Origin of the sequence: Paenimyroides ummariense (assembly GCF_900115115.1) — a bacterium.
Taxonomy (GTDB): domain Bacteria; phylum Bacteroidota; class Bacteroidia; order Flavobacteriales; family Flavobacteriaceae; genus Flavobacterium; species Flavobacterium ummariense.
In genome coordinates this window covers 43,268-56,902 of sequence record NZ_FOVI01000002.1, presented here as the reverse complement: position 1 = coordinate 56,902, position 13,635 = coordinate 43,268, and the positions used below count along the sequence as shown (strand labels likewise).

General features: G+C 34.8%; 11 protein-coding genes. 2 read left to right on the top strand and 9 right to left on the bottom strand.

Annotated features, from left to right (window positions below; all coding sequences use genetic code 11):
- The first annotated feature begins 3 nt into the window (after nucleotides 1-3).
- Nucleotides 4-354 (top strand): hypothetical protein, encoded by a 351-nt coding sequence (locus tag BM253_RS01960; RefSeq protein ID WP_143095567.1) that lies wholly within the window; start codon nucleotides 4-6, stop codon nucleotides 352-354.
- Nucleotides 355-359: 5 nt separating this feature from the next.
- Entirely contained in the window at nucleotides 360-623 is a 264-nt protein-coding gene (locus BM253_RS01955) for a DUF6327 family protein (RefSeq protein ID WP_091518225.1), read from the top strand.
- Between the two features lie 24 nt (nucleotides 624-647).
- On the opposite strand, the gene BM253_RS01950 is transcribed toward BM253_RS01955, so the two are convergent.
- The 9 genes from BM253_RS01950 to BM253_RS01910 form a co-directional block, all read right to left on the bottom strand.
- Nucleotides 648-1,634: an SPFH domain-containing protein gene (locus tag BM253_RS01950; protein WP_091518221.1), complete on the bottom strand. Its 987-nt coding sequence runs from the start codon at nucleotides 1,632-1,634 to the stop codon at nucleotides 648-650.
- A 59-nt stretch (nucleotides 1,635-1,693) separates the two neighbouring features.
- Nucleotides 1,694-2,173 (bottom strand): hypothetical protein, encoded by a 480-nt coding sequence (locus tag BM253_RS01945; RefSeq protein WP_091518218.1) that lies wholly within the window; start codon nucleotides 2,171-2,173, stop codon nucleotides 1,694-1,696.
- A gap of 199 nt (nucleotides 2,174-2,372) precedes the next feature.
- Nucleotides 2,373-3,890, bottom strand: a complete 1,518-nt coding sequence (gene gltX, locus BM253_RS01940) for a glutamate--tRNA ligase (RefSeq protein ID WP_091518215.1) — start codon at nucleotides 3,888-3,890, stop codon at nucleotides 2,373-2,375.
- A gap of 34 nt (nucleotides 3,891-3,924) precedes the next feature.
- Complete coding sequence (locus tag BM253_RS01935; protein ID WP_091518211.1) at nucleotides 3,925-5,211, bottom strand: flexirubin biosynthesis putative acyl-CoA ligase FlxY; 1,287 nt, start codon at nucleotides 5,209-5,211, stop codon at nucleotides 3,925-3,927.
- Nucleotides 5,208-6,824: a C45 family autoproteolytic acyltransferase/hydrolase gene (locus BM253_RS01930; RefSeq protein WP_091518209.1), complete on the bottom strand. Its 1,617-nt coding sequence runs from the start codon at nucleotides 6,822-6,824 to the stop codon at nucleotides 5,208-5,210. Before BM253_RS01930 ends, BM253_RS01935 begins: the two co-directional genes overlap by 4 nt.
- On the bottom strand, nucleotides 6,817-8,343 hold the full coding sequence (locus BM253_RS01925; protein WP_091518205.1) for a phytoene desaturase family protein: 1,527 nt from the start codon (nucleotides 8,341-8,343) through the stop codon (nucleotides 6,817-6,819). The genes BM253_RS01930 and BM253_RS01925 overlap by 8 nt, the downstream gene beginning before the upstream one ends.
- Nucleotides 8,330-11,974, bottom strand: coding sequence for a 1-acyl-sn-glycerol-3-phosphate acyltransferase (locus BM253_RS01920; RefSeq protein ID WP_091518203.1), 3,645 nt, complete (start codon nucleotides 11,972-11,974; stop codon nucleotides 8,330-8,332). Before BM253_RS01920 ends, BM253_RS01925 begins: the two co-directional genes overlap by 14 nt.
- Entirely contained in the window at nucleotides 11,974-13,140 is a 1,167-nt protein-coding gene (locus BM253_RS01915; RefSeq protein WP_091518200.1) for a DUF2062 domain-containing protein, read from the bottom strand. The genes BM253_RS01920 and BM253_RS01915 overlap by 1 nt, the downstream gene beginning before the upstream one ends.
- Complete coding sequence (locus BM253_RS01910) at nucleotides 13,140-13,508, bottom strand: ApeI family dehydratase (protein WP_091518197.1); 369 nt, start codon at nucleotides 13,506-13,508, stop codon at nucleotides 13,140-13,142. Before BM253_RS01910 ends, BM253_RS01915 begins: the two co-directional genes overlap by 1 nt.
- Nucleotides 13,509-13,635: the final 127 nt, after the last annotated feature.

Sequence of the window (13,635 nt, the reverse complement as noted above, 5' to 3'; positions counted from 1 at the left end):
TCTATGGCATTTAATGAAGATCTAAAAAACAATCTTCATGAAATGAAGTCTGAAGCTAAGGCTTATTTAGAAACCAACATTGATTATTATTCGCTGTTGGGTTTTAAAGTGGCATCTAAAGCTACAGGCTTCATTTTAAAAATTTTCGCTTTAAGCCTATTCGCTGTTTTATCGTTGTTTTTTTTATCGTTTGCTGCAGCATTTGCAATAGGGAAAGCTTTAGACAGCAACACTTACGGTTTTTTAATTATAGGCGGATTTTACATTATTGTTGCCATTTTTACATACGCAATGCGCAAAGTAATGATAGACATTCCTATTCTTAAGAAATTTTCTAGAATCTTTTTTGACTGATATTTATGAAGATACGTTACAAAACATACGAAGAAGTTGATAAAGAACTGGAAATCCTTAGACTTGAACGCGAAATTAGTATTCGAAAGATTGGTAATAATGCCGAGGATATCGCCCAACTTTTTTCACCTAGCCAGTTACTTCAACAAGGTTTAACATCGTTAGGTAGTTCGGTAAAAAAATCTCAAGGAATAAAAACGTTGGTTTTATCAACTTTATTTAAATTTTTATTCAACAAATTCATTAAAAAAAATAAACACCAACTTTAACAGTTGGTGTTTATTTTTTTATTGCTATTCTGCAGGATTATTTTGTGAAGGAAAATCAGTCTGTGGAGGAAGGTTTCTCTTTGGTTTATATTCTTTTTCTTTTGTACCTGATTTTTTCATTGCCTCGCCTACCTGATTACTTGCAGTGAACGACGCTACCATGTTGTTTAACATATCGCTACCTGCTTGTGGTGAATTTGGCAATAGAATTAGGTTTGAATTGTTTTCAGCTCCTATTGACTGTAAGGTATCGTAATGTTGCGTAACAACAATTAAAGCCGATGCTTCTTGCGAATTAATTCCAACAGTATTCAATACATCAACCGATTCTACCAAACCACGCGCAATTTCTCTACGCTGATCTGCAATACCTTGTCCTTGTAAACGTTTGCTTTCTGCTTCTGCCTTTGCTTTAGCAACAATTCTGATTCGCTCTGCTTCTCCTTCATATTCTGCGGCTGTTTTTTCACGATCTGCTGCATTAATACGGTTCATTGCATGTTTTACCTGAATATCCGGATCAATATCTGTAATCAGCGTATTAATAATGTCGTAACCGTAAGTAACCATCGCATCGTTCAATTCACGTTTTACAGCTATTGCAATATCGTCTTTACGTTCAAAAACATCATCTAACTTTAATTTTGGAACTTCGGCACGCACCACATCAAAAACGTAAGAAGTAATTTGATCGTGCGGATATTCTAATTTATAAAAAGCTTCGTAAACACGCTCCTGCACTACTTTAAATTGTACCGAAACCTTCATTTTAACGAATACGTTGTCTTTTGTTTTTGTTTCGATAATTACATCTAACTGTTGAATACGCAGATTTAATCGTCCTGCAATTCGATCTACAATCGGGATTTTAATTTGTAAGCCCGAATTACGAATGGACTGGTATTTTCCAAATCGTTCAATAATAACAGCGCTTTGTTGCTTAACGGTAAATAATGATGATACTATTACAAACAAAATAATAGCAATAATAATGTAAAGTGTAAAATCCATTTTAAATTGTTTTTTGGTAAGATATAAAAAAAACCTCTTTTTTCAAAGAGGTGTAAATGCTATTTTTTGATGAATGATAGTTTTACGGTCCCGCCTTCCAATACGCTTAAATATTGCTCGTATTCCGGAAACTGCGCTTTTATCAATGGAATGTAAGCCGAAATATCGCTTTGAATTTCCATGGCAGTATCGGTTTGTGCTGTAATTGTTCCGTTAATTTGGTAGCCTAAAACGTTTAACGATACCTTATTTCCATTTTGTTGAAAAGCGTTTTCGTATTCTGTAATGGTACAATTTGCGGTTTCATGCCTAAAGAACACCGCGTTATTATTTGCTTTAAACTCTAAATAATCTTTGGGACAACTTTGTGTATGCGGATAATCTAATGTGTATAAAGGCACCACTTTGACCAACTGAATAGTTGTTGGTTCCCATTTGCCTTGTGTGGTGTTAACAGGTGGATCTTTTTTGTCGTCTGATCCGCAAGAAGTGAATAGCAATCCCGCAGATAATATAAAAAGGAAAAGAAACTTTTTCATAATTGATTGATTTACAAATATGTAATCGAAGATAATAAAAAAATCCCATTTTTAGGGAATGGGATTTAGAAAAATTTAGAAAAAAATTGTTGTTGTTGATATGAAAAAAATATCATTGTGAAAAACATTTGGGCATTTGTTAATCACATTTCAAATATATAAACTTATTTTTTAACTGCAAAATAATTTTTACTTAAAATTAAATATTTTTAAAATTATTTATTGCTGTATTCAATCTTTTGGTAGTTTCTGCCTTACCTAAAACGCTTATAATTTCAAACAAATCGGGACCTTTCATCTCACCAACCAACGCAATACGAAGCGGTTGCATAATTTTACCCATTCCTAATTCGTTTTCTTGAATCCAGTTTTTTATCGTTGATTCAATTTCTTTTGCTTCGAAAACTTTAACATTTTCAATAACAGAAATAACCTGCTGCATTAAACCCGATGTATCTTCTTTCCAGTTTTTCGCTGCTTTTTCGTCGTACTTTTCCGGTGCAACAAAGAAAAAATCTGCTAAAGCGTATAAATCGGTCGTTAAGTTTGCTCGGTCTTTAACCAACCCGGCAACTTTTTCAACCACAGCGTTATCTACTGCAATTCCTTTTTCGTTTAAAACCGACTGTAAGTAAACCGCCAATTCGCCGTTTTCTTTCTTTGCCAAATATTGGTGGTTAAACCATTTGTTCTTTTCAGGATCGAACTTTGCACCCGATTTGTTTACGCGAGCCAAATCAAAAGATTCAATTAATTCTTCTAGCGTAAATAATTCTTTCTCTGTTCCATCGTTCCAACCTAAAAGCGCCAAAAAGTTAACAACAGCTTCAGGGAAAAATCCTTGTTCACGATAACCCATTGCTGTTTCGCCTGTTTCTGATTTCCAATCTAAAGGAAAAACCGGAAAACCTAATTTATCACCATCGCGTTTTGATAATTTTCCGTTACCAACTGGTTTCAATATTAATGGCAAATGTGCAAATTCCGGAGCATCCCATCCAAAAGATCGATACAATAAATAATGTAAAGGTAACGACGGCAACCATTCTTCGCCACGAATCACATGTGATGTTCCCTGTAGATGATCATCGACAATGTTTGCCAAATGGTAGGTTGGCATTCCGTCTGATTTATACAATACTTTATCATCTAACAAAGCGGTATCAAACGTAACTTCGCCACGAATTATATCTTTCAACGTTAGTTTTTCATCGATAGGCATTTTAAAACGAATCACATACGGATCGTTGTTAAACAATCGCGCTTCCAATTCATCATGCGTCATGTTTAACGACGTATTTAAAACTTCGCGAACCGAATGGTTGTATATAAAGGTTCTTCCTTCAGCTTCGGCTTCTTTGCGTAAAGCATCTAAATCTTCGGCAGCATCAAAAGCATAATAAGCAAAACCGTTGTGTACCAAATCTAAAGCGTATTGTTTGTACAAGTGCTTACGATCGCTTTGACGATAAGGTCCAAATTGTTCATTTACTCCAATGGTTTCATCAGGTTCAATACCCAACCATTTTAAGGCTTCAAAAATATATTCTTCGGCACCCGGAACAAATCGGTTTTGGTCGGTATCTTCAATTCTTAAATAAAAAACACCGTTGTTTTTCTTTGCAAAAAGGTAATTAAATAAGGCTGTTCTTACACCGCCGATATGTAAAGGACCGGTTGGGCTTGGTGCGAAACGTACACGTACTGGTTTTGTCATCTTTTTCGTATTTTTTTTCAAAGATAGAAAGTTGTTAGCGTTTATCTATGAATGTTATTGGTTTTCTGCTTAGCGGATCGTAAATAATCTTTTGCAAAGCTAATTCATCTTCAAAAATAATCTGCGGTGTTACACGTAATCTGGCTCTAAAGTAATCTTTTAGCTTGCCTGCAAATTCATCGGATGTATCGGTTGAAAAAATTCGAACCAAAATTTCGTCGGTACCTATTTCGTTGGATGATATTTCGATTAAATGCAGTTTGATCTCTTTAAAATGTGCTACAGCATCGTGCATTGCCGGCGGATATAGCGTTGTACCCTTGTATTTTATCATTTGTTGTTTGCGCCCTTCTACCGGACCTAAACGATAGGTTGATCTGCCGCATAAACATTTTTCTGAATGTTTGCGCACCATATCGCCAGTTTTAAAACGTAACAAAGGCATGGCTTCTACTCCCAACGTTGTTACAACCAATTCGCCCAATTCGCCATCGGCAACTGGTTCGTTGTTTTCGTTTACAATTTCACTGATGATTAATTCCGGATGATGATGACCACCCGCAAACTGATCACATTCTGTAAACGCAGCACTCATTTCGGTTGATGCATAGGTAGAAAACAGATTAATGTTCCATTTTTCCTGAATACGTTGTGCCAGAAGCGTAGGCTGCAAATCGGTTGTTCTCAAGGCTTCACCAATGCAAATGACTCCTTTTACCGAACTGTTTTTATAATCGATGTTATTTTCTTCGGCATATTCGATCATCTTTAAAATGAACGACGGCACGGCAATTAAAAATTTAGGCTGATAGCGCAAAATAGAATCCCACTGCAATGGCGGAACACCCGCACCTACCCTAACAATTCCTGCACCCAGTTTTCGTAAACCCAAAAAATACGCCAAACCAGCCATAAAACGTCGATCCATCGTGGTCATAAGCTGTACCAAATCGCCTTTTTGAACTCCGGCACACTGAAAAGAAAGCATTTCGTTATAAGCCAAACGTTCCAAATCGTTATCGGTTAATCCAAAAGTTACGGGATCACCCAAAGTACCCGATGTTGTGGCATAATCGCGGATTTGGGTTTTATCAACACAGAAAAAATCGTGATTATACATTTGCAAATCAGCTTTTGTGGTTACCGATATTTTCTGCAGATCTTGAATGGTTTTAATAGTATCAATCTGAATATTTTCTGCTTTAAATTTTCGCTGATAAAATGGCGAATGTTCCATTAAATACGCCATATGCTTTTGCAGAAGCGCATTCTGAAAACGTTCAATATCGGTTATACTTTTGGTTTCTATATCGGGAATCATAGCTTTTTTAGGGTTTTCTTTAATTTTTGTTCGATGCTTTTTTGTTGGTCTTTAGAACTTATTACTTTTTGCAGGGCAATTTGATAATTATCTGCCGCATGTTGCCATTGTTTCTGACTGAAAAAATAATCGCCTAACTGATTATAAACCACCCAAAGTTCGGGATTTGATTTTTTATAAGCCGTTAAAATTTCATTAGAAACGATTTTTTCTGAATTTGTTGCTATTTCGATCGTCTTGTGCAGCTTTCTAAACTTTTGGTATTGCTTGAAATCTTTCGATTTAATAAAATCATCTTTTGGTAATTCCAATGATTTTATGGGTTTTAGCTCTTTCGATTTAAAAACTGTATTTAGATCATACGCATCAAAAGCGCCTAACTGATACGGTTTGTTAGACACCCACATTTTTAATTCAGCCGGTTTAAAAATTACGCCGTGATGCGCCATTAACTGGTTCAATGCTTTTTCATTTCCTAAACCTAAATTTTCGTTTTGTAAGCCCGAAACGTCGCGCAAAACCTTTAAAACATCTTTAACCTTATATTTTTTTTCGGTCTTAAAAGATTCTTCTAATTTTTCCAATCGATAATAAGAATGTGATTCTTCGATTTGATTTTGATTTCGCTTGTCAGCTTTGTATCCGTTCGACTGAAAATGATTGGTACAGATTATCTTGCCGTTGTTGGTTTCGTAAACATCCATTCGTTTCGGACTCATTTCAATCACAACCGCTTTATTATCTTTTGCACTGCCGATTAGGAAAGATTCTGATACAAAAACATCAAACTTATCTGCAATTGCAACGGCTTCGTCAATTGTTTGTGCGTTCTGTAAAATACTTCGCGCAACTATAGAAACCGGCGTTTTTCCCCGCATCGGAATGCTTGATTTTCCTGCGTTCAGCGTTACCGTTAATCCTTTTTCGTTCATGCCCGAAACCACTCCAACCATTCCCGGCCAAGTTACCGATGCGTATTTATAACCACTTTCGGGACTTATAAATTCTACTATTTTGTTTTGAGCGAATTCATCGTTTACGTAAAAATCAAAATTTCTGCCAATAAGTAAATTTCCGTCTTCGGTAAAATTGTCCCACAAAGCGATCGATGAACAGCCTACGAGCATTAAATCTTGCATGGCGTGACCAATATCGTGCGAACTGTGCAGCAATAAATTACGTTCGAATTTTGTGCCGATGTCGTTAAATTCATCAGATCCAAAAGTTGAAACAGCATACAATTCTTGCTTTAAATCGGTGGGAATTGCTGAAAGTATATTGCGGTTGTACCATTTTAAAAAATACAATAATTTGTTTTGTTTTGATGGATTCGGAATAATTTCGGAAACTTTTCCGAAAAATATTTTTTCTTGATTTTGATACAGCTTTTGTGTTAAAAACCCTTTCTTATAACCAATTTCATAAGGATTTCCAGAAATACGTAATTGCCAATTTCCGTTAACCGATTTGTTTAAAACATCTCTTTTTTGCATAAAAACCTCTTGCTTTTCCAATTCGGTTTCAAACAAATCACATTCTTTTTTCAAGTTTTTAATGCTTCCGCAACTTATTAAAGAAAGCAGCAGTACAAGCGAAAATAAATGCTTACTCATACCCTACTTTTTTAAACACTTTATCAAAAAAATAATCCTTCCCAAGCATTTCGGCAACCGTTAAAAAACCGGTAATCGTAACACCTAAAATGCCGTGCAAACGCAGATTTTGTCCGGTTAAAAACAAATTATCAATCTTCGTTTTTGGCGAAATCAAGGTTTTTAAAGGTTGTGCAGCTTCTTTTTCAAAACCGTACATGGTTCCGTCTAAAGTTCCGATATAATCACGGTACGAAAGCGGTGAAGAGGTGTGTGTTGAAACAATATTTTGATGAATATTCGGGAAATACTTCTCTAAAACCTGTAATAATTCGGTTACAATTTCGCTTTTAAACTCTTCATAATCGGGTCCGCGATCGCTTTCATTTTTAACCGTATTAAATGTATGCTGCCACTTTTCAACCTGCTCAAAATCCATATATGTCATTAACGAAACGCTTTGTGCAAATTCTTGGTTTTTCTGGTGCGGATTGGTAGTAATTACAACAGATTGCGGTTTATTATCGATCCAATTATTTTCGTACGAAAAAACGTTGGCTTCTTTTTCAAAATGATAAATATTGTGATTGAAATAAGGAACGGCATTGGGTTTTAAAACGATATGAACCGAAAAAACCGATGGTCCGTTCTTTAACTGATTGATTCGTTTTATATAAGGCTTTCGTTGATTTTCCTCATTAAACATCGAAAAGAGTTGTTTTAGATCAATATCCGAAACAAATTGATCGGCTTTATAAATACAGTCAGCCGTTTCGCAACTTTCTAAAACATTCTCTGTAAAATTGAGTTTTTCAACTTTTTGATGTTTAAATAAATCTGCATTTAAACTCCGCAATTGTTTTATAAACGCTTTGGTAATCTGACTTCCGCCTTTTATGCAACGCCACGAACTTTGTATATATGAATTTACCGTTAAAGCATGAACATAAAAAGGAGTTTCATTAGATTTGATCGCATACAGAAAACTGTTTCCTAATAAAACGGCTTGTAATTTTTTGTTTGAAGTGATTGAATTTAGAACGCTTTCAACTGAATACTGCATGATTTCTTCGTTGTAACCTGAACTATTTTTTAGGTTGTACAACGGAAATTGATCGCAATAAAACCGAATGGTTTCAGTATACTTTTTTAATGCTTGTTCTTCGTTAGGAAAATAAATTAGCAACTGCTGTACGAAATTATCATAACCTTGCGCCTGGGGATATTGAATGGTTTCATTGCCAAAACTGATCACATCGAACTGATTTTGATCTAATTGCGATAAATCTAAATCGTTCAAAATGCTTAGGTAAGAAAAATATCGACCTAAATTTTCATCCTCATTCAACGCACCAATATAGTGAACGCCGGTATCGAAAATGGTTTTATCGCGCACAAACGTTTGCAAATTACCGCCGTACTGATTATTCTTCTCTAAAACACACACTTTTTTGCCTTCCTGTGCCAGCAATAATGCCGAAACCAGACCGCCCAAACCGCTGCCAATTACAACAACATCGTATGTTTTAGTTTTTTTCATTACGTTGAAATATCTGTATTTTTAATTCGTCATGTGTTTGAGTAAAACCGCTGAAATTTGGTTTAAATTTACAACAAACTACTACAATTTGGTTGATGTTTTGCGGAATATCGTTGATAAACTGCTGTAAATGAGAAAGTATCAACACGTTGCTGTTCTGCCAGATTTCCTCTAAATCGTCGACATATTTTACTTTAAATTTTTGATTGATGTAACTTGCTTTGGCGATTGATCTGTGCTCTTCATTCAAATTATAAGTATGCACTTTTCGCGATGGAAACTGGTTCACCAAAAGAAAATCAAGTTGTCCAAAATCGTTTGTAACATGCGCAATCGCAGTTTTATCGCTAATTAAATGAAATAATTGATGATAGACTGATTTATGTTGTTTAAAATCTGCTTTTACGGTATTTAAAATTCCATGTTCTTTATACAAAAAATTCAAGAACAACTTCTGCTTAAAATAATCGGCATCTTCTGATTTTAATCGAATTTTGTTGTACTCTTCTTTAAAAAATCGGCTTATTTTCTTGGTTCGATCTGCATACGAAGTTCCAAAACGTTCATCGTTTAAAGCAATTGGTTCGCCTACATAGACATGGCAATTTGTGTTGTAAATAACAAAATCGCCTTTAGGCAGCAAATCGGCATTTCCGTGGATATAAACAGGTTGAATAGGCAAATTTAATTCTTCTGCCATAAAAAAAGCGCCTTTATGAAAACGACCAATTTCTGATGTTCGCGAGCGGGTTCCTTCCGGAAAAATCATCACAGAAAAATCGGTCCCAATGCGTTCTTCCAACGGAACCAATCCTTGCTCTACTCCTTTCGTTGCTGGATAAAATCCTAAAAACTTAACCGCTCTGCCAAAAACCGGCGATTTGTAAACCCAATCGTTCACAATGTAAACCACTTTAGAATACGTCATTCCAATTGTTAACGAATCTAAAAACGAGGTGTGGTTTGATATGATTACCGACTGTTTTTGCAAGCGTTCTTTGTGGAAGATTTTTTTACTTGCAGCAGGATTTAAGTGCAAAACCGATTTCATATAACCCGACATTACACTGCTGAAAAAATGCCATTTTTTGCGCTTTGATAAAGGTAAAATCCAGAAAAACACACGCATGAAAACCGATACAATTAAACTGGCAATGGCATAATAGGTAAACATTAAAATTGATCGAACGCTAAGTAGTAGTGTGGTTGGCGATAATCCCTTTTTAACGCGATTGAAAAACAAAAATTTAAACAACAGCGGATAGAATACGAACGTTACCAAAACTGCCACACTTACACCGATTAGTGCGATTAATGCGATTGATTTTAAGGCAGGATGTTGTGCAAATATCAATGCCCCAATAGCCAGAATGGTTGTTAAAACCGCCAGAATTATCGAAGTCCGATATAAAGGCATTTCGTCTTTTCCGTCAGTATATTGCTTTTGCAGTGCGCTGGTCATAAAAATGGTAAAATCGATTCCGTGCCCAAAAACCAATGTACAAACTATGGTGCTAAAAATATTAAACGGAATGTTCAACAATCCCATTAAACCTGCGGTGATAAAACCTGTCAATGCAATAGGAATTGATGCTGTTAGAACCAATTCAATTCTTCTATAAAAAACAAACAGAATTACAAAAACCGCAATGAATGAATACGAAACCAACGAATTAAAATCGTTCACCAAAAAACCTAAATATTGTTCGTTCAACGCTTGTCGATCAATTAAAACCAACTGTTTTCCTTGATTTTCTCTTTCAAAATTCTTTGCAAATGCATCACGGTTTTTTGGATCGATGGTTACAACGGTTGATAACAAATAACGGTTTTTACCATGAACAAATTCGTTGTACAATTGCTGGCTGAACTGCTTTAATGATGTCAAATTTATGGTTGAAAAATCTTTGTTCAATAATTGATAAAATGCTGCGTGTGTTTGTGCATTAAAACCTTGTGCTACACTTTTTGTTTCAATTGATTTTACCGTTTGATTGATTTTAGAAGGATTCCAAAACTGTTTCCAACGCTTGATAGCTTTTAATTGTTCGGTTTTTGAAGGAACCAAACTACTTAGCGATTGTACATTATTGACAAAATTATTTGATTGCAGTTTATTGAAAATCTGTTGGTTATCTTCTAAAACTCGATCCTCATTTTCATTATAAGCAACTACAAATAAACTCTTGGCGATTTTATTATCTGCATACAATTCTTTTTCAGCCAATTGCTGTTCGGCAGGCATGAAATTAATTTTAGACAAATCACCATCGAACTGCACTTTATGATACGTAAAAGCACTCATTACAATCAAAAGCAACGTAAAAGCAATTAAAACTTTGTTTTTTTCGAAAGGATATTTCGCAATTTTATCAATTGCGTTGCTGTGTTTTAAGGTCTTACCTTTGTAAATATGCGGTAAAATAATCAATGTAAAAACGGCTGTGGCAACTACCGAAATACTTGCGAAAATTCCTAAATCAATCAATGCGTCTGAATGTACAAAAAGCAAGCACAAAAAAGCAACTGCTGTGGTAGAACTACTCATTAACAACGGTTTTGCAACATCTTTAAAAAGCACCTGCATACTTTGTGTGTTCTTGGAATGCGTTAAAAAATGGAGCGCATAATCAATGGTAATCCCTATTAAAATGGCAGCGATTGATAATGATATCGCCGAAATTTCGGTTCGTAAAAAATATAAGCACAATAATCCAAATAATCCGCCAAAAACCGTGGGAATCATCACAATTATCGGAACCAGCCAGTTTCTGTAATAAAAAATAAGCAGCAGCATTAAAGCCGAAACCGAGATGGCTACCGTTGTTAAAATATCGCTTTTTATTTGTTGTGCGTTTGCAACGGCAATAAAAGGAGAACCAAAATACTGCACCAAAACCTTTGGGTTTTTATCTGAAATGTGTTGTTTTAAAGTATTCAATTTTTGTACGAAAACTTCATTGTGTTGCGTTTCGCTTCCGCCGTATTTCGGATTAATGAAAAACACGATTTTTTCTTCGTCCTGCGTAAATAAAAATCCGTCTTGAAATTTATAATCACCATTGCCTTGAAACTGCTGCAGTTTCTTCAACGCTAAAAACGATAATTGCAACGGATCATCAACCACAATATCTTTCATAAACGACGCATTACCGCTTAACAACGTTTCGTAATTCTGCTGAATTTGTTTTGAAAGACTGTCGTTATTCAGTTTTTGATCGATGATTTTATAATCGGCTTCGTTCAGATAAATCGGTAAATTATCATACACAAAACGAAAAGACTCCTGAAAAAGATCTTCGTTAAGCGTACCCTGAACCGACAAATAATAATCTTTTACAATAGGCAATGTGTCGGTAAATGCTTCGGCAGCACTGATTAAATCATCATTATCAGCTCCTATTTTCTTTTTAAAGATTACCGCAATTTTATCGGTAAAATTCATTTCACTAATAACCTGGGCTGCGTTGTTATTGGTTTTATTGCTTGGAATAATCCGTGTAATATCTTCGTTAAAAGTGATTTTTTGAAGGATAAAAACCGAGCATACCAAAAATAACAACGAACTTAAAAGTGCTGTTTTAGGATATTTCTGAATTTTTTGAAACAAATAATAAAATCCGTTAAACATTATGCAGTTGCTTTTCGGTTGTAAAAATTAAGGATTATGTAACAAATAAATCCTAATAAAACTGCCATAAATGTAGCCAAAATTGTGCTTCCCACAATATATTGCAGTAAATGGTTTTTTATGGAATCGAACGAAATATTATCAAAATCTATCAGAATTTCGCCGCTTTCGCCAACAAAAAAACTCCCAACTTTTAGCGATGCCAGTACAATAAACGGAATAAATGGCGGCAGGCTGATGTTTGATCCTACAAACGAAATGGTTTTGTTTAACTTGAAAATTGCTGCCAAAAAAATCGACAAAAATGTTTGAAAGCCCCACACAGGCACAATTCCAATAAACACACCTAAAGCCAGCGATAGTGCTTTTACTTCGTTGGTGTCATTGGTCTGTAAAATATCTTCTTTTAAAAAAGCTTTAAAACTTTTTTTTTTGAATTTTAAAAGGATGTTTCTCGGCTTAATGTACAACAGCGTAATCAAAACCAGCACTGTATTTAGGATACTTATGCGGGTAAAATCACGAAACGGTCGAAAATGTGAAACGCGTTCGTTGGGGTCGTACAAAACTTGAATAGGCACATTTTTTACCAATATGTTTTTCCATGCTGTACGCACGATCACTTCAATTTCAAACTCGAATTTTTTGGTGAAGAATCTTTTTGGAAGATGTTTCAACGGATACAAGCGATAGCCTGATTGTGTATCTGTCAGTTTAATTCCTGTTTCAAATTGAAACCAAAAATTTGAAAATCGGTTGCCAAAACTGCTTTTTTTAGGCACACTTTCGTGCGTCATATTTCGGCTTCCAATCAACAAAATCGGTTCGGTTGCTGCATTTAATTCCTCTAAAAAAACAGGAATATCCGAAGGATAATGTTGCCCGTCTGAATCGATCGTTAATCCATAATCATAATTTAACGCTAATGCTTTTCTAAACCCTACTTGTAAAGCGTTTCCCTTGCCTTTGTTTTGTGGGACATTTAAAATGTAAAGTTGCTGGTAATTTTTTAAAATATCGGCAGTTTTGTCGGTACTTCCATCGTTAACAATAAAAATATGGTTGGTGTAATTTAAAACTCCGTCTATAACGCGCTTTAAAGTTTTCGCATTGTTATAGGTTGGAATAATTACGCACCACGTTTTATTATTTTGCACGGTATTCATTATAATTGCTGGGTTAGCAAAGCATTTACTTTTAGGGCAACGGTTTCATTAAAACTAGCCGAAGCCTTAATTTTAAAGTTTTCTTCTAGTGGATTGATATCGATTGTAATTTCCAGAATTGGATTAACTTCAGGATTTATCAATGCCATAAACTTTACATTGCTGCATTCTTTTATAAACAAATTTGTATTAGTTGCTTGTTCTGTTAATTCCTTTAAAATTTGCAGCATACAAACACCAGGCGTTACCGGATTATTAGGAAAATGTCCTTTAAACACATCGTGTTCTGGGTTTAGTTCAATAATCGATTTTAACTGGTTGTCTGTAAAATTAAATTCTTTTACGCTGTAAAAATGAGGTATTAACATACAAATTGTTTAAAAAGCGAAATTAAGGATTTATTTTAAAGTACCATCAACCCCAATTTTATTTATCGGTTTAAAAAGTGTAAACAATATGTTTTTCTTAACTTTTAAAGAAATGATTTCAGACATT